The following is a 26254-nucleotide window of genomic DNA, read 5'->3' on the forward strand; positions in this document are numbered from 1 at the left end:
TTATACAAAACGAATATACCAGTTTCAATTTTATTTTAAACTCATAATTGGCTGTAATTCCCTGTTCGATAAGCTTAGTTCAATAAAAAGAAGGCTGGCATCATGCCAGCCCCTCTCACCTATTAAACTTGTCCTTCAAGACTTTGTTTCTTTTCTTTCGCTGTATTCAGCGGACCTTTCTTCTTCAATTCCCTGATTTTCAAATCAAGCCAGAATTGGGAAGCGATCAATAGCGATGAATACACGCCGCATATTAAACCGATAAACAGGGCAATGGAGAAGTTACGGATAGCTTCACTGCCGAAGATCATCAACGCGATGACCGTGATGAGAACGGTCAGAACCGTGTTAATGGATCTCGTCAAAGTTTGCCTGATACTGATGTTCACAATGTTCTCAAGTTCTTCGGCGGTTTTGATTTTACGGCTGAAGCGCAGATTTTCACGAATACGGTCAAAGGTTACGATCGTATCATTGATCGAATAACCGACAATCGTCAGAACCGCAGCAATGAAGGTGATATCCACTTCAAGTCGAAGTACACTAAATATCGTAATAATAAAGAACGCGTCATGTATAAGCGCTACGACGGCAGGTACAGCCATCCGCCATTCAAATCGTATGGATACATACAAGATAATGCCGAGTGATGCAATCGCTAACGCAAACAGAGCATTTTTCGCAAGTTCTTTTCCAACTGTCGGCGAAACGGTGCTGACATTCGGTTCTACTCCATAATCTTTCTTAAAGTGGTCCTTCAATTGAGCGATTTCCTGTTTATTAAGCACACCGACTGTACGAACGACAGCATTTTTATTTTCTTGTCCAGCGAGCCTGACATCCTTGATATCATCCTTAGCAATACCGACCTTTTTCATTTCGGTTTTGACTTGCTGAGTCGTCAAGACATCTTTGGACGCAATCTCAATTCGGGTACCGCTCGTGAAATCAATCCCAAGATTCAATCTGAAGACGAGCAGGAAAATGATCCCGATAATGGTGACACCGATTGAAATGCCATAAAAAACTTTCCGATGTTTGACGAAATCGATTTTATCAAAGCGTGTTGGCAATGACATTAATTCCATTTTCTCGGATATATCGTGAATGTATTTCTTCTTCACGCCAAACCACGATGCACGTTTGTCCAGGAACCCGCTATTCACCCACAGGCTCATGAAGAGGCGTGTACCATAGACGGCTGTAATGAAACTCATTAAAATCGAAATGATCAAAGTGGTGGCAAACCCTTTAACCGAGCTTGTTCCATAATAGAACAGAACAGCCGCAGCCAGCAGGGTCGTTAAGTTGGCGTCCGTGATTGTAGCAAGTGAATTCTTGGTACCTTCTTTATAAGCCGCTTTAACCGATCTGCCAAGTTTCAATTCATCCCTGATTCGCTCATAGGTTATGATATTTGCGTCGACGGCCATCCCGACCCCGAGTACCAATGCTGCAATACCAGGCAGCGTAAGGACCGCATTCATCCAATCAAACACTAAAAGCGTCAAGAAAAGGTATATGCTTAAAGTGACGACTGCAATGAATCCCGGGAAGCGGTAATACACAAGCATGAAGATAAAAACAAGTGCAATTCCGATGATTCCTGCAAAAATAGTATCATGCAGTGCACCTGCACCGAACTGGGCACCTACAGAAGTGGAATACTTTTCTTTTAAATCTACAGGCAAAGCACCTGCATTCAGAAGGGCTGCAAGCTCTTTCGCTTCTTCCACCGTGAATTGACCGGTAATATACACCTTCTTCGTATTGAAAACTTCACTGACAGCCGGAGCGGATATCATATTGTCCTGTGAGGCTGTATCCTTAATGGAATCTTTTCCTTCCTCGAAATCCAACCAGATTGCAAGTACATTAGTCGGACTTTGCATCGAGGATATTTTTTGAGTGATGTCCTTAAATTTATTTACGTCTTTCAATGTGACTTCGACAACCGGTTTATTATCTTGGAACGTTTGTTTCGCGCCGCCTTCTTTAAGGTCGGCACCGGTCATCATTTCCTTATCGTTGTAGTCACGGAAAGATAATTTAGCTTGTGTCGAGAGGATTTCGCGAGCGTTGTTTTGGTCTTTGACTCCAGCCAATTGAACGCGGATCCGGTCTTTCCCTTCGATTTGAATGTTAGGTTCGCTAACGCCCAAAACATTGACACGCCGCTCAAGCGAGCTTACTGTAGCCCGTAAAACATCCGGGGTGATCTTTTCCCCAGACAGCGGTTTTACTTCATATAACACTTCAAAACCGCCTTGAAGATCAAGACCCAGCTTGATATCCTTTAGGATTCCTTTTGAAGTCGTCCCCATCGCTGCGAAAATCAATAGTGCGATTAGAAAAAACGCAACGATTCTGCTTCTTTTTACCATTATGTAGTAGGCCCCTTTCTATAATACGCCTGTTCCTGAAGTTAAAAAAACTGTCATTTTTAGTTTATATGATAACTGCATACCCTTTGCTTCTTGAGAAAAAGGACACAGCTTCCCTGCTTTTTCCAAAAAAAGCATAACCATATCTATTATGAGTCATATACAAACAGCTGTCAATTTAAGTATATCTTTGTGTTTATTCTTTAAAAAGTTCCTTCAGTTCTTCTTCAGAAAGCGGCTCTAATAGGTTTGGTGATTTATATGCTTCAACCATTTGGAAGGTCATGAACTGGTTACTCGAAAATGTCACGATATCTGCGACAAGTTCATGAAGGTGAATGTTTTCCTGCGGACGCTTCCATTTATTTTTGGTTAAAGTTCCCCAAATGTCTTCCTCTGTTACGGCATTCAATCCGACCATTTGGAATTCCTCACGCTTGCTCTTTAAAAATGGACGTACCTTTAGATAATACCTTTGATAGGGATGATTCTTTTTTGCCATCACTTTGCCTCCAGTAAAAATGATTCTCAAATAAATGCGCATTTTCTTAGAAGGATTTCGATCATTTGTTAGAACGCAAACAAACACTTTTGTCATGCTTTGTCCAAGTACAAGCATATAGATAATTGTATAGCATAACAGCTTTTTTGAGAAGGCAGGGAGGGAGTTCAATGTCCAAATTTTTAAAAGGGACGCTGATATTATTAATCGCAAGCCTGATTACAAGGGTTCTTGGTTTCATTAACCGCATTGTCATCGCCCGCTTCATCGGCGAAGAAGGCGTTGGTTTATATATGATGGCTTTACCGACCCTCTTTCTCGTCGTGAACATAACCCAGTTAGGCCTGCCAATCGCCATTTCGAAATTCGTGGCTGAGGCTAATGCCAGAGGGGATGAGCGGAAAATCAAGAAAATCCTTGTCGTCTCTTTGGCCTGCACCTTTACTCTTTCGATGATTTTCACTCCTGCGATGCTGGTTTTTGCGCCGGTTCTCTCAGAATACCTTTTCACTGATAAACGGACATTATGGCCGCTCATGGCGATTGCCCCGATCGTACCAATCATCGCCATTTCATCCGTACTGCGCGGTTATTTCCAAGGCAAGCAAAATATGAAGCCCTTCGCTTTCTCACAAGTTATCGAACAGGTGGCCAGAATCACTTTCATAGCCGTCCTGACGAAGGCTTTTTTGCCATATGGAATTGAATATGCAGCAGCCGGGGCGATGTTAGCTTCAATCATCGGTGAACTTGTATCTCTCATCTACTTATTGACCAGCTTTAAACTAAAGAAACATTTTAAGTTCCGGAAAGGTTTCTTCAAGAATGTCAAATCCGGAAAAGGAACGTTCACTGAATTGATGGGGATCGCCCTGCCTTCTACTGGGAGCAGGATGATAGGATCCATCTCGTGGTTTTTCGAACCGATAGTGGTCGCTCAGAGTTTGGCAATTGCCGGAGTCACAGCCGCAGCAGCCACGAGTCAATACGGGGAGTTAACAGGGTATGCACTGCCATTGCTCATGCTTCCCTCTTTCGTTACATCATCACTGGCGACGGCACTTGTCCCGGCAGTGAGTGAAGCCCGTACGACCGGAAACTTTTTACTCGTTGAACACAGGCTTCAGCAGGCCCTGAAAATCACCTTTATCACAGGCTGTTTAGCTATCGTCATTCTGTTCATCTTTGCCGAACCGATTTTACAAGTCATGTATGGCTCTTCGCATGCTGCTGTTTTCATTAAATTCCTGGCACCTTTTTTCATCCTTTATTACTTTCAATATCCGCTGCAATCCATGCTGCAAGCACTGGATCTTGCAAAGGCCGCAATGTTCAACAGCCTGGCTGGGAACATCCTTAAAATCGGTGTGATTTGGCTGCTGGCGTCAAAGGAAAGTTTCGGGATCATGGGTGCCGCAATCGGGATAGCTGTCGGTACGATGCTCGTTACCTTCCTGCATTTTTCAACCGTGCTGAAGGTCGTCCCTTTCACGCTTCATTTCCGCAGCTATATATCAGCTCTGGTTCTTGCTTTAATTTCCGGATGGGGCGGTTATTATCTTTATCAATTCCCGCTTTCCTCACTGCCACTTGGCACAAGGCTTATGTTTTCCGTGACGGTCGTTATCATGCTATTCACATTTTTCCTGCTCATGACCGGCAGCATAAAAAAGGCGGATCTGATCAGGATTCCTGTAGTGGGCGGCTTTTTATCAAAATTCGCTTGGAAATAAAATGAACCGAAGCATTAAAAGGCTTCGGTCATTTCTTCGTTTCATTTTTATCGATATAAAATTGGCCATCTATGTACCCACAAATCGAAATCTCTTTAATCTTCGTTTCTCCCAGCTTTTTCAACTGGTGCCGGAGCCAAAAATGATTTTTGCCAATTCTATCGAGATTCCTCTCCTGTATCTCCCCGTCAATTATAAGGGGATAAGGTGTTTCCTTCGTTTTAGACCTTTTGCCTTTGGTATTCTTGATGATCGAAAGCTTCCCGGTAGATTCGAGGATTGCGAATTGCACCTCATTTAAATCATTAATTCCCTGTTCTCGCAGCTGGGTCAATAAATCATCGAAAGTATATCGTTGCTTACGCATCGCTTTTTCATCTATTTTCCCTTGATTGATGATGATCTGCGGCGTACCGTCCACGATGTTTCGAAATCTAATGCTTTTCAATGAAATGAAAGCCAATATTATTTGGATGAAAGCAAGAACGAACATCGGAATGATTTGCCTGAAAAATGGTCTATCCAAATCTTCAAAGGATAGAACGGCAATGTCCCCTATCATGATGGATACCACTAAATCAAGAATGCTCAATTCCCCAACTTCCCGCTTACCCATCATTCGAAAAAGGATTAAGATGACTAGATAGATCACTGTTGTTCTAAAAATAATAGCCAGGATATCCACTTCAATACCACATCCTTCATCCATAGCATGGCTTGGGAACTGAAAAATTACTCCATAATCTTTGCTAATTTTGCGGGAAGCTTCTTAAACCTGGTCTAAAGGTTCGATATCGGGAATATGCTTGTACAAACACATAAACAGGCTATACGTATCAGCCTTTCAAAAAGGAGGAATACCCATCGAAACTAAAAAAATGAGTGTCGCCGTAATTTATGGCGTAGGCTCCATCTTTGCCATAGCGATGATTGCTAGTTTAATCGTTTCCATCCTTCTTCGTTTTACTTCACTGACGGAATCATCCCTGACATACGTGATCATGATCGTGTCCTTTTTATCGCTGTTCATTGGCGGATTCATTTCAGGAGGCAAAGGGAAAAAGCAAGGACTATTCTTGGGCGGAAGCACTGGGCTGCTTTATCTGTTGGTCGTGTTCCTTTTTCAATATTTAGGTCACGATGCACTTTTCACCATCAAGCAATGGATATACTATGGCTGTTTCGTGATTACGGCCATGATGGGCGGCGTACTTGGGGTCAACATGAGTTCCGACTCCCGCACCGATTAAAAAACACAGCAAAAAACCGGGCACATGGCCCGGTTTTTTCGTTTGTCTTATAGAGTTGCTTCTTTATTCGGTGCGCTTTCCGTAATTTCACGGATTGCAGCACGGTCAAAAGTTAGTTTTGTACCGTCTGGTGATTTAATGACGATTTGCAGGTCATCGATTGCATCGATTGTTCCGTGCATGCCGCCGATAGTAGCAACTTTATCACCTTTTTTCAAACTGCTTTGCATGTTTCGCGTAGCCTTTTGGCGTTTTTGCTGCGGGCGGATCAATAAGAAATAGAACAATACGAACATTAAAATCAACGGAAGTATTTGTGTTAAATTACCCATTTTGTATATTCACTCCTTTCGTTCATTAAAATATGTATGGAATTAGAAGTTTCTCGCATTTGGTTCATTGAAACCATACTGCTCAAAAAACTCTTCCCTAAAGTCTCCAAGACGATCTTCTCGAATAGCTTGTCTGACCTGTTCCATCAAGTTTAACAGAAAATGAAGATTATGGTAAGTCGTAAGACGAATCCCAAAGGTTTCTTCACACTTAATCAAATGGCGGATATATGCCCGGCTATAATTCTTGCAAACATGGCAGTCGCAATTTTCATCGATTGGACCGAAATCGCGTGCATACTTCGCATTTTTCACAACCAGCCGGCCATTGCTCGTCATGAGCGTACCATTACGCGCAATTCGCGTCGGCAGTACACAGTCAAACATATCGATACCGCGGAGTGCACCATCGATCAATGAGTCCGGTGAACCGACCCCCATAAGGTAACGCGGTTTGTCAGTTGGCAAGAGCGGACTTGTAAACTCAAGGACGCGGTTCATGATATCCTTCGGTTCCCCTACAGATAGTCCTCCAATAGCATAACCCGGGAAGTCAAGGGAGACAAGGTCTTTTGCACTTTGTTTGCGAAGATTTTCAAACTCCCCGCCTTGAACGATTCCGAACAGCCCTTGGTCGTTTGGGCGCTCATGTGCATTCAAACAGCGTTCCGCCCAGCGCGATGTCCGTTCTACCGACTTCTTCATATACTCTTCGGTCGCCGGAAATGGCGGACATTCATCAAATGCCATCATAATATCCGAGCCAAGCGCATTTTGTATTTCCATCGCTTTTTCCGGAGATAAAAATAATTTATCGCCATTCAGGTGGTTCCTGAAATGCACGCCCTCTTCTTCAATTTTGCGGAACTCGCTCAAACTGAAGACTTGAAAGCCGCCTGAGTCGGTCAAAATCGCCCGATCCCAGTTCATGAACTTATGCAATCCGCCAGCTTCCTTGATGATTTCATGCCCCGGACGCAGCCATAGGTGGTACGTATTGCTCAGGATGATGCCTGCCCCCATTTGTTTCAAATCTTCCGGGGACATCGTTTTGACAGTAGCCATCGTTCCAACCGGCATAAATGCCGGCGTTTCAAAAGAACCATGCGGCGTATGGACCCGGCCTAGCCGTGCCCCTGTCTGTTTACATGTTTTGATTAACTCATATCGTATTGCAGTCAACGCAATAACTCCCTTCAAGAGCTTCTCACTCTTATATTACTTAATTAACATTGCATCTCCAAAACTAAAGAACCTGTATTTTTCTTCCACAGCCGTTTCATAGGCATGAAGGACATGCTCCCTGCCTGCAAGTGCAGAAATAAGCATGATTAAAGTCGATTTGGGCAAATGGAAGTTCGTTATCATCGCATCGATCCCTTTGAACTCATAACCAGGATAAATGAAGATGCTCGTCCAGCCATTCTCTTCCTTGAAAACCCCATCATTGCGGGACGCAATCGTTTCCAATGTCCTTGTGGACGTTGTGCCGACCGTAATGATTTTCCCGCCTTTATCTTTCACATCATTCAGTAATCTGGCTGTGCCTTCCGTCATTTGATAAAATTCCGAATGCATTTCGTGGCTGTCAATATCGTCGACACTTACTGGACGGAATGTACCAAGCCCGACATGCAGCGTGATGAAGGCGATGTGGACACCCATCCCTTTAAGTTTCTCAAGCAAATCCTCCGTAAAATGCAGGCCAGCGGTAGGTGCCGCTGCAGATCCCCGTTCACGCGCATATACCGTTTGATAGCGGTCCTGGTCGTCGAGCTGTTCCTTGATGTATGGAGGTAACGGCATTTCGCCAAGCTTCTCCAGTATTTCATAAAATATGCCATCATATTTAAATTCAAGGATTCGGCCGCCATGCTCGAGCACGCCTGTACAGACGGCACTCAGCTTACCATCGCCAAAAACGATTGTCGAGCCTACTTTAATCCGTTTGGCCGGCTTCACAAGCGTTTCCCATACATCATCACGCTCTTGCTTAAGCAGCAATACTTCGATTTTTGCACCGGTTCCTTCTTTACTGCCGTATAGTCGGGCCGGAAGCACCTTCGTATCATTCAACACCAGGCAATCTCCCGGTTTGATATATTCCGTGATATGGCTGAATACATCATGCTGGAGCTTACCGGTTTCTTTGTCCAGCACCATCAATCTGCTGGCTTCCCTATCTTCCAAAGGAACTTGGGCAATTAGTTCCTCCGGTAAATGAAAATCAAACATATCCAATTTCATCTGTTCCACTTCCTTACGTGTCTATCAAGCTGTAATCATTATTTAAAACGGCCGATCAAATAAAAAATGGCGGACAACACAACACTGACGATGATTGATGTAACGATAGGAAAGTAAAACGTCGTATTCCCCTTTTTCAGAAAAATATCTCCCGGCAGCCTGCCGAGATGAATATATTTCATCGCAAATCCAATCACGAATATAATTACACCCAGAATCATAACCATCTTTGGTATATTCATCATTCAGGCATCTCCATGCCGAAATGCTCATAAACTAGCTGTGTTGCCATCCGGCCTCTTGGGGTACGCTGAAGAAAACCGACTTGTAACAGATATGGTTCATACACATCTTCGATCGTATGTGCCTCTTCGCCAATCGTTGCCGCAATCGTTTCCAGACCCACTGGTCCGCCACGGAATTTTTCAATGATCCCTTTAAGTAATTTATGGTCAATATGATCGAGTCCTAAACGGTCGACCTGCATTAATTCAAGCGCATAATCGGCAAGCTCGGCCGTTATCGTACCATCGCCGCGCACCTGGGCGAAATCCCGGACCCTCCGTAAAAGCCGATTGGCAATTCTCGGGGTGCCCCTTGACCTTCTTGCAAGCTCGGCTGCTGCTTGATCATCCATCTCCGTATCCATGATTCTTGCTGTACGGATGATGATATCAGTCAAATGGGGTTCCGTATAATATTCAAGACGGCTCAAAACGCCAAAACGGTCCCTGAGCGGTGCAGACAATGAGCCTGCACGCGTCGTGGCCCCTACGAGGGTGAACGGCGGCAAGTCGATCCTGATCGAACGGGCTTCCGGTCCCTTACCGACTACAATATCCAGACAAAAGTCCTCCATAGCCGGATATAGCACTTCTTCAACTACACGTGGAAGACGGTGAATCTCATCGATGAACAATACATCACCTGGTTCAAGTGCACTCAAAATGGCCGCCAGATCTCCCGGCCGCTCAATGGCGGGACCGGAAGTCGTGCGGATATTTACACCCATTTCATTGGCGATGATGACGGCAAGCGTCGTCTTTCCAAGACCAGGCGGTCCATATAAAAGTACATGATCGAGCGTTTCTTCACGCATCCTTGCCGCTTCGATGTATACACTTAAATTCGCTTTCACTTTATCCTGTCCGATATATTGCTTTAAGTTTTGAGGCCGCAGGCTTTGTTCAAAGGACAGTTCGTTCAAATCGGCTTCCTGATTGAATATTCTCTCCTCCATTGCGCCACTCCTTATCTTAACATCATTTGCAATGCTTTCTTAATATATTGCTCGGTCGTCATATCTTCAGCCTGCAATTTCTTGGCAACCTTTTGGATTTCCTTTTCAGAATAACCAAGAGCCTTCAATGCAAGAATGGCTTCATCCAATTCCTCCGTATAGCCATTTGGACTGAGTGCAGCCGTTACGCCTTCGTTAAACAAGCTTGGAAACGCATCCGGAATAATGTTCTCAAGTTTCCCTTTTAAATCGAGAATCATCTGCCGTGCCGTTTTCTTTCCTACTCCCGGGAATTTCACCAAAAACGATTCATCTTCATTTTCGATCGCCTGTACCACCTGATCAACCTGGCCTGATGCCAATATGGCTAGAGCACCCTTCGGCCCGATTCCCGTTACATTCAATAATTTTGTGAATAACGCCTTTTCTTGACGAGTCTGAAACCCGTATAATGCGGCCATATCCTCACGAACATAATGATACAGGAATACTTGAATTTCTTTCTGGTATTGAGCGGAAAAAATAAAAGGATTCGGTGTCATCACTTGATATCCGATCCCCCCATTTTCCACAACTATGTATTCAGGCCCAATATAATCGACCTTGCCTTTTATATAATCATACAAATTAATTCTCTCCCTGATTTTGCTGTACCTCTCATTTTATCATAAAAAGGGGGTGTTGTTCATTAAAAGTTATTTAGTAGGCGCAAAGACTTTTACAATAAAGGATATCCCGTTTCATTACATTTGAGGTATTATCCCTTCCTACAGTTTGTAGACAAATGGGGTTCTATCTATATTTTAAACAAGGTATTGGAACGGGTGTGCGAGACTCCTGCGGGGAAAGTGCGTCCAGGGGAGACCGTGGCATAAAGGCGCAGAGGGAGGAAAGCGAGTGCCTGGAGTCAACGTTCAAATTGTACAAACCCTAAAAAACTGCAGACAAACCCGATTTTCATCGAGTGTACCTACAGTCTGGAGGATGGGTGTCATCCCATCCTAATTTAACGAATATGGCTCATACTCTTTAATGAGCTGTTTATATTGGTCTTTATTCATGATTGGAATCCCTTTTTGCAGTTCCTCCTGCTTGTATGCTTCAAGTTTACCAACGTCTATTTGGTAGAAAGTATGAATGATCTTGGCATGCTCGGGCCTTCCGATAAAAATGGATAACGTACCATCTTCCCTCATCCCAAGGTAACCATTCGCTTTTAAAAGCGGAGATATGTCATTTTCAATTTTCTTCATGACAATCTGCTCTTCATTTTGATCGACCACTTTCCATCCTTCATATTTTGACCAAAAATCCTCCATCGACCAAATTGTTTCTGTCAATTTCTCTTCACTTAATTCGCCATCCAGATACATACGCTGAAGAATGACCTTCCTTTCAATAGGATCATTTTCCTTTTGAACGGTTTCTTCGGCAAAAACGGTTAAGCAAATTGGCAATATGAAAAGCGTCACGAAAAATTGGATTCTAAGTTGATTAATCAATATATTCACCTCTTAAGGCGTTTACTTTTTATGTAGTTTGACCCCAAATAAGGATTATTAACCAGAAAAAAATCAAAAAGAGCTGACTCCGTATTGGGTCAGCCCACTAATTATTTTAAGTGATTTTCGTGAATGTTAAGGTTATCGAACAAGTCATTGGCATCCAAAATGATCATTTCCCTCGTATCCCCATCCCGAAGATTGTTATCAAGTGTCATCGTCCTGAAATAGACACCTTCATCGGTGGTTACATATAGGGTACGGCCATTGGTAAGGGGTCCGATTTCCGTCTTGATTCTTTCTTTAACATCTTTTGCTTGGCTGTAGTCATCAAGCCGCAAGGCTACCAGCATTTCATCTTTCATGATGATTGTCCTGGCATCGATGACCGGCTCCATTTTATTGGCGATACCATTTACTTTATCGGCAAAAGCACCTTCATAAGAATTATAATAAGATGATTTTGCCTTAAGCGGTTTACTTTCATGTCCATGGTAGTTACGATCACTCTTACTGTACGCATCATCTTTATCGTATAAACCTTGCACCATATTCTCATAATTGATGTTGCGTACCAATGCATCTTTTTTATTGTACCCTGTATCATTGGTGATATTTTCATTTTCCGCTGCATTATTATTAGCACATCCAACCAAACTGACGGCGGCCAATACCGTACAAAGCGGATGTGCCCATTTTATTTTCTGCACCAATAACCCTCCCATTGCAATAGAATGAGCTATATTCCGCTCATAATTAGCATGGGTGTCGAACGGGAAATGTACTCTGTAAGATACGGCCAAAATCCCGTTTTAATTCCTATTAAGGGAAGAAATCCTTTCCGCCAATTTTTCATTCATCTCCATCCGCTCCGAAAAACCTTCCACGGTCATTTTCCAGACCGAATGAAGCTGGGAAGAACTTTTATTAAGACGATTCCATTCACGGAAAATATCGGTAGGATAAGTTAAAGCATATAAAAAGGCCAGGTCTGACTGATACCTTTGCATCTGCGGAACTTCCCACAGTTCGGTGGCCGCATCATCCAAATGAGGCGAAATTCGATTTGCATACTGTAAATAATCTATGCACCTCGGGGCTTTCGCCATTAAGTCAAAATCGATTAAGGTCAAAGTGCCGTCCGCCCTCCGCAAGAAATTATGGTGGGCACAATCACCATGAATGATGACTTTCTTTTCCTTATTCCATAAAGACTGATTTTTATCAAACCCCTCTAGCGACCATTCACCCCATCTAATCCATTCCTTGATAATATCTTCGGAAACATATTGGCGAACATATGAAAAGTTCTTTTTAAATAGTGATAAGCGTTCTTTCCACTTTTTTGATTGATTGAACACAGGAGCGTTAATGGAGATATGTTCCGACACATCATGGAAGCTTTCCAGTAACTGAATGCCCTCTAAGCGGTCCTTATTATTGGAGTATCTGAATTTTTTCTTACTCGGCGGAAAATAGTCCATACTGCCATACCATTTCTCTTTAAATTGAAAGGGCATTAGATTCTGATGAATATAATACGTTTGATGAAATCCCTTTTGTTTTAACAAAGAAGTCAATTCCCTTTGCCGATCCCATTTTTCAAAACTGTCGAATCCTTTAAGGATCATAGGATGACCCTTTTCAAAAGTTAATAAATAGACACTGCTTTGAATATGGTGGACTTTCTTTGGCTTACGATTTAAATAAGAGAGGAGACGAGTGTTAAAGACACTGTCTCCTTGATAATTAGTAGTCATCGCTTTCATCTACATATGTCGGTATCCCAAATGTTTCAGGCGCACGAACGCCCCCGAATTGGCCTGGCTGGCCTCCCATTTGTCCAGGTAACATAGCTTCCGGCTGACCACCAAGCTGACCGCGCATCATGTCTGGCTGACCACCAAATTGTCCCGGCATCATCCCTGGTTGGCCTCCATTTTGGCCGCCCATCATCATGTCCGGCTGACCACCAAATTGTCTCGGCATCATACCTGGCTGGCCTGGGTTTTGGCCGAACATCATACCTGGCTGACCTGGGTTTTGACCGCCCATCATCATGTCCGGCTGACCACCAAATTGTCTCGGCATCATACCTGGCTGACCTGGGTTTTGGCCGAACATCATACCTGGCTGGCCTCCGTTTTGACCACCCATCATACCTGGCTGACCTGGGTTTTGACCGCCCATCATCATGTCCGGCTGACCACCAAATTGTCTCGGACCTGGGTTTTGGCCGCCCATCATCATGTCCGGCTGACCACCAAATTGTCTCGGCATCATGCATTGACCTGGGTTTTGACCGCCCGCCCATCATTGACCTGGGTTTTGGCCGCCCATCATCATACCTGACTGATATGGGTTTTGGCTGCCCATCATCATGTCTGCATTGGCTGGCCTCCGTTTTGGCCACCCAACTGCTGGTATGGGTTTTGACCACCCATCATCCATCCGGCTGACCTGGTTTTGACCGCCCATCATCATTTTGTTTTGGCCGCCCATCATCATGTGGCATAGGTTTTGGCCGCCCATCATCATGCTGGCCTGGGTTTTTCCGTTTTGGCCGCCCATCATCATACCTACTGGCTGCCTATAGGTTTTGGCCGCCCATCTGGCTGACCTGGGTTTTGGCCGCCCATCATCATTGGAAGTTTTGGCCGCCCATCATCATCTCCTGGCCTGGGTTTTGGCCGCCCATCATCATCTGGCTGACCTGGGTTTTGGCCGCCCATCATCATACCTGGCTGACCTGGGTTTTGGCCGCCCATCATCATACCTGGCTGGCCTGGGTTTTGGCCGCCCATCATCATGTCATATGATTCTTCTGACTCATCTTCATATTGGAATGGCATCTCCATTCCCATCTGAGACTGTTTCGGTGACATCCCTGGGTATGGGGCCTGCTGCTGTGATTGAACGGATTGATATTGGTGATAATCTGGATGGTGATGTGCATTGGCATCCATTTTTTTGTTCCCTTGATACTGCCCCTTCACTCCCGGCCCATAAGTTCCAAGTAACCCCTTATTACAGCCGCAATCCTCCTCATCCTCACCGGCAGTCTGGGAATAATGCTGAGGGTAGTTTTGATTGTATGAAGAAGGCGATTCGCCTGGTGACTCATAATCTTGTTGCATATATGAACCTGCTGCCTGAGCTTGTTGATTCATCCCTCCATAATAATGGTGCGGAACCGGTGCAGAGGCTTGATATGGATAATGTTGCTGGCTTGTTGCATTCATGCTCGCCCCTTGGACGAATCCTTGATCCATCATTTGCATGTCAGGAGATTCCACCCATGTATCAGAGCTCTCTTCCATCATTTGATAACCTTGTATTTCCGGAGCCGCCTGATACCCTTGTGCGCCTTGATATGGTGCTTGTTGCATACCTTGCATGTGCATTTGCGCCCATGGTGGCGGCTGAATACAATGACCGCTTCCAGGCAAGATTGGCGTTACTGGAATACAATCATCCACCGGCTCACTATATTCCTGAGCTGGCTGTACAGCTGGCTTTTTCTTCTTTTTGGTTACTGGCTCTTCTTTTTTCTTTGGTAAAGGTGGTGGTGCTGGAGGCTTTTGCACACTCATATTGGTCATGTTGACCATATAATAATTATTGATGTCGATCTCCGGAATCACCGGCATGGGCACTGGCACTTCTTTTGGAACGATTACTTGCTTTTCTTTAATGATTGGCTTTGGCTGAACGATTTTCTGCTCTTTCTTAACTGGCTGTGGAACGATTTTCTGCTCTTTTACTGGTTTTTGAATGATAGGTTGCTCTTTTATCGGCTGTTGAAATTTTGGCTGCTCTTTTACCGGCAGTTGAAATTTCGGCTGTTCTTTTACTGGTTGTTGAAATTTCGGCTGTTCTTTAACAGCCGGTTTTTGCATAATTTGCTGCTCTTTCTTAGGTGCTGACTGAGGCTGGAACTGTTGAGTTTGGGATTCTTTCATTCCCGGCTGAATATTCACGTTTGGTTTACCCGTTTCTTTTATTACAGCTCCGGATGTCCCTGGTATTTTAATTTTCATTCCAGGCATCATCATGTCCGGGTTGCTTAATTGTGCGTTAACTTTTTTAAGTTCTTCAAAACTGACGCCGTATTTTTTGGCGAGTTTCCAAAGTGTATCGCCTTTTTGGACTATATGAATTTTCACGCTGTTAACCCCTCCTGTGCATATGTCCATATATTCTATGAAGCAGTGGGTGAATTGCTATTATTTTTATCATGAAAACATATGCGTGAAAAATGACTTTTATGATTGGATCAATGATTTAGGGACATAGAAGGTACTTTTTTGGAGAGGAAATAAATGATGGGACATCTCGTAAAAGGAAATTCACCCCTTTGGATTCCATTCCTGAAACGCTTCTTTCAGGCTTCTGTCTAAACTCAGGGAAATCCGGGTATAAGAAAGTAATGACCTAAGGCTTTGTCTTCAGGTACTTATCTTACATCCCTGGGGGTAATAATAATGAAATGGAAAGGTAGACAGGGCAGCTCGAACGTCGAGGACAAAAGAGGCATGAGCACAAAAGGCATGGCCGGAATCGGCGGAGGGGTCGGATTGGTAATTGTCTTGATCGTGACGCTCCTTGGCGGTAATCCAAGCGAATTGCTAGGCAGCTTGAATTCCACTGAATCAAACAATGGCGGCTCTTATGTCGAAACTGATGAAGAGAAGGAACTTGCGCAGTTTGTATCTGTCGTCCTAGCAGAAACGGAGCAGGTCTGGACAGAAGAATTCCGTAAAAATGGACTGGAATATAAGGAACCGAACCTTGTCCTGTATTCGGGTAGTGTCGAATCGGCATGCGGGATGGCAGCTTCTTCGGTAGGGCCATTTTATTGTCCGGGTGACATGAAACTATATATTGATCTCAGCTTTTATCAAGAGTTAAAGCAAGAATTCCAGGCACCCGGGGATTTCGCCATGGCCTATGTCATTGCCCACGAAGTCGGACATCACGTTCAGACACTTCTAGGGACAACGGAAAAGGAAATGCCCGATCGTTCAAAGGTCAGCGAGACCGAATATAATAGGTTTTCTGTACGTCTTGAATTACAGGCCGATTATTTGGCTGGAGTTTGGGCACATCATGTCCAAGGAGAGAATTTGCTTGAAGAAGGCGATCTTGAGGAGGCCTTGAATGCAGCAAGTGGTGTGGGGGATGACCGTATCCAAGAAAGAGCACAAGGGTACGTGGTGCCAGACAGCTTCACGCATGGTACTTCCGAACAGAGGAAACGGTGGTTCAATAAAGGATTTAAATCCGGTGATATGAATGAAGGCAATACTTTTAAAGCGAATAACCTTTAAAAGTTCTTACCTGTTTCGATTACATAATAAAAAGGGGGTCTAATCCCCCTTTTTATTATGATCCAAAATCTTTTTAGAAAGCACTGACTCAAACGCGCTCGAGCATTCTGTTTAATGCTAGGATGGCATTATCCGCAATGTTCTTTTCCACTTTTATCGGATTGATGATGATACCTTCTTCAATGGATTCAAGCGCCCATAGCAGGTGAGGCAGATCAATCCGGTTCATTGTAAGACATGGACACATATTCGGATTTAACGAGATGATGTTCTTGTCAGGATTATTGGCGATAAGACGCTTGACAAGGTTCATTTCCGTGCCGATTGCCCAAGAACTACCTGGTTCGGCTTTTTCGATCATATTTATAATATACGATGTCGAACCCGCATAATCTGACAAGGCGACTACTTCACGGCGACATTCGGGATGAACGATGATATTCATTTCAGGCTGCTCCGCTCTAAGCGTTTCAATATTCGCCGTAGTGAAATTTTCATGGACTGAACAATGTCCTTTCCAAAGAAGTACCTTCAGATCTTCCAGTTCCCCTTCATAGATCAATTCATCCTTATGCGGATCCCAGACAGCCATTTCATTCAATGGGATTCCAAGGTCAAAGGCGGTATTCCTCCCAAGGTGCTGATCGGGAAGAAAAAGGATTCTTTCTTTTTGCGAGAGGGCCCACGAGACCATCCCCTGTGCATTGGAAGACGTCACCGTCGCCCCGCCATTTTTCCCTACAAAAGCTTTGATGGCCGCAGTGGAATTCACATAAGTTAGCGGAAGGATTGTATCGCCAAATAAATCCTGAAGCTTTGTCCACGCCCGTTCCGTTTGTTCAATATCGGCCATATCCGCCATGGAGCAGCCTGCACGCATGTCAGGAAGGATAACTGTCTGCCCTTCTTCCGTCAAAATATCCGCTGTTTCAGCCATGAAATGCACGCCACAAAACACGATATAATCCGCTTCGCGATTTTGCGCGGAAAGCTGGGCCAATTGAAGTGAATCCCCCGTTGAATCCGAAAATTGAATGACTTCCTCCCGTTGATAATGATGACCTGGGATATAAAGACGGTTCCCCAGTCGTTTCTTAATCTCATGGACCCGATTCTCCATCTCTTCCTTTGTCATCGTTTTATACTTTTCAGGCAATGCATTTCCTGCTGTTTTAGCCATCTCCAAAATGTTCATTTCAATATCCCCTCCTGCTCTTTGACCTTTGCGCTAATATCAAGTGCTCTGACACTGTGCGTCAAGCTGCCCAACGAAATATAATCTACCCCTGTTTCCCGATATGAGGCTAGATTGTCTAAATGGATCCCTCCAGAAGCTTCAGTTATGATGTGGGCGGGAACCAATTTAATCAGTTGCTTGATTTCTTCGGGGCTCCGGTTATCGAACATGATGATATCTGCACCGGCTTCCACAGCTTCAAGCACCTGTTGTGGTGATTCCGTTTCCACCTCAACTTTAGTGGTATGTCCCAGTTTGGATTTTACCGTTTGAACCGCTTTCGTTATGGACCCAGCGAAAGAAATATGGTTGTCCTTTATCATGACTGCATCATACAGACCATATCGGTGATTGAATGCCCCGCCGGAACGGACCGCATATTTTTCAAGCATCCGCAGGCCTGGCGTAGTTTTCCTCGTATCACATGCTCTCGTCTTCGTCCCCTCTAAAATCATGGCAGCTTTATGAGCCTGTGTCGCAATGCCAGACATACGCTGCACTAGATTCAAAACGACCCGTTCCCCTTTTAAAAGGGAGGCCATATCGCCGGTCATTTTCGCAAGCTGCTGTCCTTCTTCGAAAACTTCGCCATCTTGAACAAAAAGGAAAACCTCGATTTGCTCATCCAACAATGCAAATCCCGTCTTGATGACGTCCCCTCCACTAAAGACCCCGCCTTCTTTTGCGATGAATGTCAAAGTTCCTTGTTCACCTTGATCAAAAATCGTATCACTCGTTACATCGCATTCCCCTATATCTTCCATTAAAAATTGTTGCAGCATCTGCTTAAGCTTCAATATATTCATATAGTCGTCTCCCTTTCACTCGGTTTTTTACATCCGTGCAAGCAAGGATAACCGAATTTTCAAGCCATTGGGCGTCATCCTCGTTTGGATAGTCACTGCGGAAATGACCGCCCCTGCTTTCCGTTCTGGTCAATGCGGATTCGGCAATCAGCCACGCCACGATTATGGCATTGATTTTCGTTATTTCTTGTATCGATAATGCCGTTACTTCCATATGCAGCAATTTTTCGATATTAAATGTCTCAAGATAATCCTTCAGTCGAGTTAAACCCTCTTCATTTCGAACGATTCCCGCTTCATTCATTAACTTTTCCTGCAATGTCGTGAGATCAGGTAAAAAGGAAATTTGACTGGAACTCTTGGACTGCTCTTTCTCTTCCGGTATCGACCTTGCCGGGGCTTTAGCTAGGAAACGGCCAAGCGTATTTCCAAAAACCAATCCTTCGAGAAGGGAGTTGCTTGCCAATCGGTTTGCACCATGTACACCAGTGCATGCCACTTCACCAACTGCATACAAAGAGGGTACAGAGGTTTGCCCCGATTCATCCACTTCAATCCCTCCCATTAGAAAATGGTTTCCTGGTGCAACCGGGATTTTTCCCAATTGAAGGTCCAGCCCGCTTTTTTCACACAATGAGCTCACTGTCGGAAAACGATTTTTAAAATCCTTAATCATCGAAATATCCAAAAATACCTTTTCACCACGCTGCAAATAAGAAAAAATCGTCTGTGCAACAATATGCCTTGGTGCTAGATCTTTTAAGCTATGGACATCCTCCATGATCGGCCTTCCCATTTCCGTCACTAATCTCGCACCATCCCCGCGAACCGCTTCTGAAACGAGCCCTTTCGCTTTGCCATTCACAAAAAGCAGGGTCGGATGGAATTGTATGAATTCCATGTCACGAACTTTTGCACCGGCCTTGAATGCAAGTGCGATTCCATCACCTGAAACCGTTTGTGAATTTGAAGTGAAATGGTATAGGGAACCACAGCCGCCTGTAGCCAAAACCGTATGTTCCGCATGATAGGCAACAGGATCCCCTGCCTTATCAAGTGTTTTGACTCCTATGCAAGAATCATCTTGCCCTATGATCAACTCCACTGCAGCAACATTCTCCATCACAGTAATCGATGATTTTTTCAAGCGCCCTATAAGATGTTCCATCATGTACTTTCCTGTAGCATCCCCGTGACTATGAAGGATTCTTCGTTCACTGTGGGCGCCCTCCATGCCAAGCAATAGAGTTCCGTCATCATCATGGTCAAATCGCATACCCGAATCAATAAGTTCAGCTATAACCGAAGGTGCCTCTTCGACGAGCTTTTCCACTGCCTTCACCTTGTTATATCGCTGACCAGCCGCCAGCGTATCTTTTTTATGAAAGGATACTCGGTCACGATCAGATATTGCAGCAGCAATCCCGCCCTGTGCTAAATAAGAATTACCATGACGGATATTTGATTTTGTGATGAGTATCACATGCTTATGTTCACTTGCTTCCAATGCCGTTTTCAAGGCAGCAATCCCGCTGCCTATCACGATGATTTCCGCTTTTACCATTATTTCATTCCTCCTGTTTATGACAGGTGTCTTGACAACTATATTTACATATTATTAAACTATTATCAAGAGTTTTTTAAGATTAAAGGATGGAAGTGATTTCTTGATTTATTTGGATTACGCCGCAACAACTCCGATTGATGAGGAGGCTCTCGACGTATTCAGCCAAGCTTCCCGGAAGTTTTTCGGGAATGCGAGCAGTTTGCATGATATTGGCTCTGAAGCGGCACGTTTATTGGATATGTCACGGCAGCAACTCGCAGAAATGCTGAACATAAAAAAGGAAGGAATCATCTTTACGAGCGGCGGATCAGAAAGCAACATGCTTGCCATCAATACATTCATCGCTTCGAAACCATCCTGGCAGAACCACTTGATTGTAAGCAGAACTGAACATGCATCTCTTGCCAATTTCGTTGAAAAACTTGAACTAGAAGGATTCGAGGTTACTTATTTAAGGCATTTGAAAGATGGCCGGGTTGATATTGAACATCTGCAGGAATGTATGTCGGAGAAAACATGCTTGGTCATTGTCCAGCATGTGAATTCGGAAATCGGGGTCATTCAACCCATTGAACAAATAAGTGAAATCGTTCGAAAACACCAGGCTTTTTTTCATGTGGATTGTGTCCAATCATTTGCTAAATTACCGCTTGGGAAGATAGCTGCCTCATGTGATGGATTATCCGTTTCCAGTCATAAAGTTTATGGTCCAAAAGGGACTGGGGCCGTCATTTTCCCGGACATCCACCGGTTGAAGCCTTCGGTACCGAATATCACTCATGAATATGGTTTCAGACCAGGAACAGTGGACGTACCCGGAATTGCTTCCTTCGTAACCGCTGCCAAGAAATTGGGGGATATCATGGAAGATGAACGGAAACGGATTTCTACACTTAGGATGCAATTGATCCAACGGCTAACGGAAAGGAAAATTGATTTTCAAATCATCGAAGCAAAAAGCGAGCAATTGCCTCACATTCTGGCGCTGACCTTCGCTGGATTGCAAGGACAGTACATCATGCTGGAATTAAACCAGAAAGGATTCGCTGTTTCGACGGGAAGCGCCTGTCAAATCGGTAAACAGGATCCTTCAAAAACGATGATGGCCATTGGGAAAAGCAAAGATGAAGCCCATCAATTCGTCCGCCTTTCATTTGGCAAAAACACGACGGCGGACGACATTCACAAGTTGGCGGAATGCATCGAAGGAATAGCTGCCATTCGATAAAACCCTCCAAACTGTGTTAGAATGTTTGTAATTAAAGAGGTGAATGTTTATGGAAAGAAAGAAATTACTCGGGGAAGAAAGACGGACGAAACTCTTACATTTATTGCAAACAAGCGCGGAGCCTGTAACGGGCAGCGAGCTTTCGCAGATAACGAATGTAAGCCGGCAGGTTATCGTTGGTGACATAACCCTCCTGAAAGCGCGGAATGAACCTATCATTGCCACGAGCCAAGGCTATCTGTACTTACAAACGGGGAGCACGCAAAAGCCGGAAAGGATCATTGCTTGCCAACACGATCCTTCACGGACCCAAGAAGAGCTATATTTACTCGTGGATATCGGCATCACGGTTAAAGATGTCAAAATCGAGCACCCCGTATACGGCGACCTAACCGCTTCCATCATGGTCAGCAGCCGGAAGGAAGTTCAGCAATTCCTTTCAAGGGTGACGGCAACGAACGCATCTTTTTTATCGGAACTGACGAGCGGCATCCATCTCCATACACTGAGCGCAGCATCTGAAGAATTGCTCGACGAAGCGGAGTGTGCTCTAAGGGATGCTGGCATTTTAGTCGATTGAATGAACGCAAAATCCTCAAAAGCCATATCTTTTGAGGATTTTTTTATTGGCCATTATGCTCACTCATCAACGGAATTGCTTTCATTTGAGCTGCCTTCCCCGGAGTTTTCTTCCTCGTTACTTCTCAACTGCCCGATAAGACTAATGACGGAACCCGACCGCCTGAACCCAGCCTCCCGTCGCTTGGATTAATTCAGCATCAGATGGCTTCTCTTCCATATAAGGATATTGATATTTTGTAGTTCCTGCTCCTTACCTTGCTCTTCTTCCTTTTCATCCTTTTCTTGGTCTTTTTCTAGAACACTATTTTTAAGTTCGGCAATTCCGCCTATCGCTTGCATCTAATTCCCAATCGCCTGCAACAAAATTGAATTGATTATCCATCTCTGCTGACCACCACCCTCTCTCTGCATTTTTGATAAAAAAGGTGCTTCCACTGATTTAGTCATCAACGTATGTATTACTGTTCCTATTTCCACAGGCGGACTAACGGGATTTACTTATTGTATTTGCTTTCATCACGATCGGTGTTTGTTTTCCATCCAGAATCATAGGCTCTTTTTATCATGAAAAACTTTAAAGTCATCTTCCTCAAAATCAAATAATGAATAGCATTTCTTCCTGCCTATTGCTATATATTGAATTATAAATCTTAACGAACACAAAAAATGCCCCGGAAATACTCCCGGGGCACCCTTCTTATTCATTGTAAAAACTCAGCTGAGGTTATACCATTTATCATTCATCGTTGCGGTACACCAGTTCGGACTTTAAAGCATGAATAGCTTCCCATGATCGAAACCGTACATCCTAAGGCCTCGAGCTCAGAGATCGCTCCTGGAATGAGGACATCATCAAGAGACATTTCGATGTCGATGATGAAGAAGTAATTGCCCAATCCTGTTTTCATTGGTCTCGATTCAATCTTGGAAAGGTTCAATTTCCTCCAGGAAAAAGCGGAAAGGACTTGGTGCAGCTGTCCTGAGTGGTCAGCAGGCAGCTGAATCATCAAGGTCGTTTTCTTGTCCCCTTCAACGGTCAAATGCCCTTCAAAGTCGACTTCACTGTTGGATACGACGATAAACTTGGTGTGATTATGTTCGTAATCGTGAATATTTTGTTTTACAATCGTCAAACCGTACTCTTCCGCAGCCATATCATTTGCAATCGCAGCAATATTGATATCCGGATTCTCCATCACCATCTTCGCAGCGGCTGCAGTGGATGTGACATACTCATATGGAATGCCCCTTAGCTCATTATGTAGAAATTTGCGGCATTGAGCAATGGCATGGGAATGCGAATAAACCATGTCAGGTTTGAAACCAGGATATGCATGATCTGGATGCACCATATAATGCTGTTGGATTGGAATAGTCACTTCGCCTTTCATCGGTAATGTGACTTCATGGACTAAGTAATCCATCGTTATATTTACCGAACCCTCCAAAGCATTCTCGATCGGCACGAGCGCGTGATTCACTTCCCCGTCCCGAACAGCATCAAGGCAGTCCGGAATCGTGTTCATCGGTATTTTTATATCATTAGGAAATAGTCGCGATACAGCTAAATCCGTGAATGTTGCTTTTGGTCCAAGAAATGCAATTTTTGATGTCATATTATAAACTCCTTCTCACGGAAAATCTACTGTTTATGTTATGCCATTTTCTGATTTTTTACAATACTTAATCGTTAATTTCCTCTTACAAATGAAAACAGCCTGTACATCTGAAATGTACAGGCTGTTTTCATGCGCCGTTACCAATGATTTCGACTTTTTCGACGAACTCCATTTTACGCAGTTTAGTAAGCAGATCATCAATATCCATCGTCATCCCGCCCGTATTAAGGGATAGGGTGACATTTGCACGTCCCTGCAAAGGAATCGTTTGGTGGATGGTCATGATGTTGCAACCGGATGAGGCGACGAGCCGTAAGAGCTCCGATAGAGTACCAGAACGATCTTCGAGATAGAAGAACAGTGTAATCAGCTTTTCCTTAACAACTGTATGAAACGGAAAAACCGTGTCACGGTATTTGTAAAATGCACTCCTGCTTAGGTCCACTCGCTTTACCGCTTCCCAAACTGATTCTGCTTTTCCCCGTTCAATCATTTCTTTTGCATCCAGCGTTTTTTTCATCGCTTCGGGAAGGACATCCTCTCGAACGAGGAAAAACTTCTGATCGGCCTTATTCAAACTTCGCACGCCTCCTTTTGCCTGCCATCATGGTTTACAATCAATCAACAAATTCAAATTCATATTCAAGGATACGGACGATATCGCCATTTGTCGCACCTTTTTGGCGAAGGCCTTCGTCGACTCCGAATGATCGAAGCTGTCTGGCGAAACGACGCACGGACTCATCACGGGTGAAGTCAGTCATTTTGAATAGACGCTCGATCTTGAATCCTGATACGGCAAAACTGCCATCGGGTTCGCGTTCAATGTTAAATTCATCAGACTGTGATGTATGTTTATATAGAACCCGGTGGATTCCAGTATTCTCTTCTTCATGTTCAAGAGGGAACTCAGGCGTCTCTTCGATTTTATCGGCAATTGCATAAAGAAGCTCACGGATCCCTTCACGCGTCACGGCAGAAATCGGGAAGACAGGATAGTCTTCTTCCAGCTTTTCTTTGAATGCCGCTAAGTTATCTTCTGAGTCCGGCATATCCATTTTGCTTGCTACAATGATTTGCGGACGTTCAGTCAAGCGCAGGTTATACTCTTCCAACTCTTTATTGATTGTTTGATAGTCTTCATATGGATCACGGCCTTCAAGACCCGACATATCGATTACATGAACGATTACCCTTGTTCTTTCAATATGGCGCAGGAATTGATGTCCAAGTCCCACACCTTCTGAAGCGCCTTCGATCAGACCAGGTAAATCGGCCATGACAAAGCTACGGTGATCTTCCGTTTCCACCATTCCCAGGTTCGGTACGATCGTCGTAAAGTGGTATTCGGCAATTTTAGGCCTTGCTGCTGATACGACAGACAGCAACGTGGATTTCCCTACACTTGGGAAACCAACCAAACCGACATCAGCCAATAGTTTCAATTCCATGACTATATCGCGTTCTTGGCCCGGTTCGCCGTTCTCAGCGATTTCAGGTGCAGGATTGGCAGGTGTAGCAAAGCGGGAATTTCCCCGGCCTCCGCGGCCACCCTTGGCGATAATGGCGCGTTGCCCGTGCTCAACTAAATCAGCAATGACTTCCTTCGTTTTATCATCAATGACAACCGTGCCTGGTGGAACCTTGATGACCATATCCTTTGCAGCCGCACCATGCATGTTTTTGGACATGCCATGTTCTCCGCGAGGTGCCTTAAAGTGACGTTGATAACGGAAATCCATTAATGTACGCAAGCCTTCTTCCACTTCAAAAACGACATTGGCCCCATTACCGCCATCTCCGCCAGCAGGTCCGCCTTTAGGTATGAATTTCTCACGACGATAAGCAACTATCCCGTTACCACCGTCTCCGCCTTTTACATAGACTTTCGTTTGATCGACAAACATGCTATCACTTCCTTGTTTTCTGCAAGTCATTTCTTGCTGTATACTTCTCTAAAAGTTAATATCCATCTTAAAAAATATTTCATCCTCATTACATTCAAGAATTTCAATTGATTGCTCGGCCGTCAATGAACTTTCCAAAAACTCGATCACTGGGGATTGATCAATGAACCTGCCTTGCATATGAAATGAACAGTGCATATCGCTCACTTCTTTTTTACACATGGAAACAGCCAGTATATTTTCAAAAAACGGATCCAGATTCTTATCCAGAATTTTAAAGAAATCGTTTGTCCAGCGATACATCAGCCCGTCCATCTCAGTTGAGCCTTCAAAAACATCAATGATTTCATATTCGCAATAAAAGGATCCATTATTCCAATTCGACGTCAACAGCATCTCGGTGAATTTAGGTAAATTCAAACTGGAAAGGCGTGCTTCATTCTGGGTTTCAACAATGATTTCATCAATGATGCCCTTGACACGATCGATTCTGTTCAACTCCAGATTCCCTTTGATGATTTGAATTTTATTCAGCCAGTCATGCCTGGTTTGACGCAGAGTTTCAATAGTCGTCCAATTTTTATCCATTATTAACACCTTCAATTATGATAAAGAAACTTTTTTCGGCTCTATCATGTTGAATACTTCCATTTGTACAGTATATCAAAAAAACAACAAACAGGAAATGAAGCTTGATTCACATGCCTTCACATGAAAGCCCCCGTCCAAAAAATACAGCCGCACACCCTGAGTTCTTTGGACGATGGTAGAGCCATTTGAACTAAAAA

General features: G+C 44.0%; 28 protein-coding genes. 5 read left to right on the plus strand and 23 right to left on the minus strand.

Annotation, left to right across the window (positions count from 1 at the left end):
* Positions 1 to 122 precede the first annotated feature (122 nt).
* Together secDF and MKY17_RS19700 are read right to left on the minus strand one after the other, a co-directional pair.
* Positions 123 to 2384 (minus strand): protein translocase subunit SecDF, encoded by a 2262-nt coding sequence (secDF, locus tag MKY17_RS19695; RefSeq protein WP_339200449.1) that lies wholly within the window; start codon positions 2382 to 2384, stop codon positions 123 to 125.
* Between the two features lie 196 nt (positions 2385 to 2580).
* The gene (locus tag MKY17_RS19700; protein ID WP_179890971.1) at positions 2581 to 2886 is read right to left on the minus strand and encodes a post-transcriptional regulator; all 306 of its coding nucleotides are present in this window, start codon (positions 2884 to 2886) and stop codon (positions 2581 to 2583) included.
* Positions 2887 to 3056: 170 nt separating this feature from the next.
* On the opposite strand from MKY17_RS19700, the gene spoVB reads away from it, so the two are divergent.
* Positions 3057 to 4619 (plus strand): stage V sporulation protein B, encoded by a 1563-nt coding sequence (spoVB, locus tag MKY17_RS19705; protein WP_098369657.1) that lies wholly within the window; start codon positions 3057 to 3059, stop codon positions 4617 to 4619.
* Positions 4620 to 4647: 28 nt separating this feature from the next.
* Here spoVB and MKY17_RS19710 read toward each other — a convergent pair whose 3' ends face one another.
* Entirely contained in the window at positions 4648 to 5328 is a 681-nt protein-coding gene (locus tag MKY17_RS19710; RefSeq protein WP_098369656.1) for a DUF421 domain-containing protein, read from the minus strand.
* Positions 5329 to 5497: 169 nt separating this feature from the next.
* Between MKY17_RS19710 and MKY17_RS19715 the strand changes: the two genes are divergently transcribed.
* Entirely contained in the window at positions 5498 to 5869 is a 372-nt protein-coding gene (locus MKY17_RS19715) for a TIGR04086 family membrane protein (RefSeq protein ID WP_174524159.1), read from the plus strand.
* A gap of 47 nt (positions 5870 to 5916) precedes the next feature.
* On the opposite strand, the gene yajC is transcribed toward MKY17_RS19715, so the two are convergent.
* From yajC to safA, 12 genes are all read right to left on the minus strand, one after another.
* A complete protein-coding gene (gene yajC, locus MKY17_RS19720) occupies positions 5917 to 6201 on the minus strand; it encodes a preprotein translocase subunit YajC (protein ID WP_098369655.1) in 285 nt (94 codons plus the stop codon).
* A 42-nt stretch (positions 6202 to 6243) separates the two neighbouring features.
* Positions 6244 to 7383: a tRNA guanosine(34) transglycosylase Tgt gene (tgt, locus tag MKY17_RS19725; RefSeq protein WP_076365000.1), complete on the minus strand. Its 1140-nt coding sequence runs from the start codon at positions 7381 to 7383 to the stop codon at positions 6244 to 6246.
* 36 nt (positions 7384 to 7419) lie between these two features.
* A complete protein-coding gene (queA, locus tag MKY17_RS19730; protein ID WP_098369654.1) occupies positions 7420 to 8448 on the minus strand; it encodes a tRNA preQ1(34) S-adenosylmethionine ribosyltransferase-isomerase QueA in 1029 nt (342 codons plus the stop codon).
* A 38-nt stretch (positions 8449 to 8486) separates the two neighbouring features.
* Positions 8487 to 8693, minus strand: a complete 207-nt coding sequence (locus MKY17_RS19735; protein ID WP_034308809.1) for a DUF2905 domain-containing protein — start codon at positions 8691 to 8693, stop codon at positions 8487 to 8489.
* The gene (gene ruvB, locus MKY17_RS19740) at positions 8690 to 9688 is read right to left on the minus strand and encodes a Holliday junction branch migration DNA helicase RuvB (RefSeq protein ID WP_098369653.1); all 999 of its coding nucleotides are present in this window, start codon (positions 9686 to 9688) and stop codon (positions 8690 to 8692) included. Before ruvB ends, MKY17_RS19735 begins: the two co-directional genes overlap by 4 nt.
* An 11-nt stretch (positions 9689 to 9699) precedes the next feature.
* On the minus strand, positions 9700 to 10314 hold the full coding sequence (ruvA, locus tag MKY17_RS19745; RefSeq protein ID WP_098369652.1) for a Holliday junction branch migration protein RuvA: 615 nt from the start codon (positions 10312 to 10314) through the stop codon (positions 9700 to 9702).
* Positions 10315 to 10689: 375 nt separating this feature from the next.
* Entirely contained in the window at positions 10690 to 11190 is a 501-nt protein-coding gene (locus MKY17_RS19750; protein ID WP_260399621.1) for an intercompartmental signaling factor BofC, read from the minus strand.
* 110 nt (positions 11191 to 11300) lie between these two features.
* Positions 11301 to 11900 carry a YhcN/YlaJ family sporulation lipoprotein gene (locus MKY17_RS19755; protein ID WP_179890970.1) on the minus strand — a complete coding sequence of 200 codons (600 nt, stop codon included), beginning with the start codon at positions 11898 to 11900 and terminating at the stop codon, positions 11301 to 11303.
* A gap of 102 nt (positions 11901 to 12002) precedes the next feature.
* Positions 12003 to 12950 carry a phosphotransferase gene (locus MKY17_RS19760; protein ID WP_179890969.1) on the minus strand — a complete coding sequence of 316 codons (948 nt, stop codon included), beginning with the start codon at positions 12948 to 12950 and terminating at the stop codon, positions 12003 to 12005.
* Positions 12940 to 13470: a hypothetical protein gene (locus MKY17_RS19765; RefSeq protein ID WP_339200455.1), complete on the minus strand. Its 531-nt coding sequence runs from the start codon at positions 13468 to 13470 to the stop codon at positions 12940 to 12942. Before MKY17_RS19765 ends, MKY17_RS19760 begins: the two co-directional genes overlap by 11 nt.
* Positions 13471 to 13503: 33 nt before the next feature.
* Positions 13504 to 13761, minus strand: coding sequence for a hypothetical protein (locus MKY17_RS19770; protein WP_339200457.1), 258 nt, complete (start codon positions 13759 to 13761; stop codon positions 13504 to 13506).
* Positions 13762 to 13769: 8 nt separating this feature from the next.
* Complete coding sequence (safA, locus tag MKY17_RS19775; RefSeq protein ID WP_339200459.1) at positions 13770 to 15356, minus strand: SafA/ExsA family spore coat assembly protein; 1587 nt, start codon at positions 15354 to 15356, stop codon at positions 13770 to 13772.
* A 318-nt stretch (positions 15357 to 15674) separates the two neighbouring features.
* Between safA and MKY17_RS19780 the strand changes: the two genes are divergently transcribed.
* A complete protein-coding gene (locus MKY17_RS19780) occupies positions 15675 to 16520 on the plus strand; it encodes a neutral zinc metallopeptidase (protein WP_098370086.1) in 846 nt (281 codons plus the stop codon).
* Positions 16521 to 16608: 88 nt separating this feature from the next.
* Here the strand turns inward: MKY17_RS19780 and nadA are convergent, their stop codons facing one another.
* The 3 genes from nadA to nadB are packed head-to-tail and all read right to left on the minus strand — an operon-like array spanning position 16609 to position 20127.
* Positions 16609 to 17715 carry a quinolinate synthase NadA gene (nadA, locus tag MKY17_RS19785; protein WP_098370085.1) on the minus strand — a complete coding sequence of 369 codons (1107 nt, stop codon included), beginning with the start codon at positions 17713 to 17715 and terminating at the stop codon, positions 16609 to 16611.
* Entirely contained in the window at positions 17712 to 18563 is an 852-nt protein-coding gene (gene nadC, locus MKY17_RS19790) for a carboxylating nicotinate-nucleotide diphosphorylase (RefSeq protein ID WP_098370084.1), read from the minus strand. Before nadC ends, nadA begins: the two co-directional genes overlap by 4 nt.
* Positions 18544 to 20127 (minus strand): L-aspartate oxidase, encoded by a 1584-nt coding sequence (nadB, locus tag MKY17_RS19795; protein ID WP_339200462.1) that lies wholly within the window; start codon positions 20125 to 20127, stop codon positions 18544 to 18546. Before nadB ends, nadC begins: the two co-directional genes overlap by 20 nt.
* 103 nt (positions 20128 to 20230) lie before the next feature.
* On the opposite strand from nadB, the gene MKY17_RS19800 reads away from it, so the two are divergent.
* On the plus strand, positions 20231 to 21358 hold the full coding sequence (locus tag MKY17_RS19800; protein ID WP_339200463.1) for an IscS subfamily cysteine desulfurase: 1128 nt from the start codon (positions 20231 to 20233) through the stop codon (positions 21356 to 21358).
* 49 nt (positions 21359 to 21407) lie between these two features.
* Positions 21408 to 21938, plus strand: coding sequence for a transcription repressor NadR (locus MKY17_RS19805; protein ID WP_098370081.1), 531 nt, complete (start codon positions 21408 to 21410; stop codon positions 21936 to 21938).
* 188 nt (positions 21939 to 22126) lie between these two features.
* On the opposite strand, the gene MKY17_RS19810 is transcribed toward MKY17_RS19805, so the two are convergent.
* The 5 genes from MKY17_RS19810 to MKY17_RS19830 all read right to left on the minus strand — a co-directional run bounded on the left by MKY17_RS19810 (position 22127) and on the right by MKY17_RS19830 (position 26054).
* On the minus strand, positions 22127 to 22279 hold the full coding sequence (locus tag MKY17_RS19810; protein ID WP_339200466.1) for a hypothetical protein: 153 nt from the start codon (positions 22277 to 22279) through the stop codon (positions 22127 to 22129).
* 401 nt (positions 22280 to 22680) lie between these two features.
* Entirely contained in the window at positions 22681 to 23556 is an 876-nt protein-coding gene (gene pheA / locus MKY17_RS19815) for a prephenate dehydratase (RefSeq protein ID WP_098370080.1), read from the minus strand.
* A 130-nt stretch (positions 23557 to 23686) separates the two neighbouring features.
* Positions 23687 to 24136, minus strand: a complete 450-nt coding sequence (locus MKY17_RS19820) for an ACT domain-containing protein (RefSeq protein ID WP_098370079.1) — start codon at positions 24134 to 24136, stop codon at positions 23687 to 23689.
* Positions 24137 to 24176: 40 nt separating this feature from the next.
* Positions 24177 to 25466 carry a GTPase ObgE gene (gene obgE, locus MKY17_RS19825; protein WP_098370078.1) on the minus strand — a complete coding sequence of 430 codons (1290 nt, stop codon included), beginning with the start codon at positions 25464 to 25466 and terminating at the stop codon, positions 24177 to 24179.
* 48 nt (positions 25467 to 25514) lie between these two features.
* Positions 25515 to 26054, minus strand: coding sequence for a Spo0B domain-containing protein (locus MKY17_RS19830; RefSeq protein ID WP_098370077.1), 540 nt, complete (start codon positions 26052 to 26054; stop codon positions 25515 to 25517).
* Between the last annotated feature and the right edge of the window lie 200 nt (positions 26055 to 26254).

This window comes from Peribacillus sp. FSL P2-0133, assembly GCF_037975445.1.
Classification (GTDB): domain Bacteria; phylum Bacillota; class Bacilli; order Bacillales; family DSM-1321; genus Peribacillus; species Peribacillus simplex_E.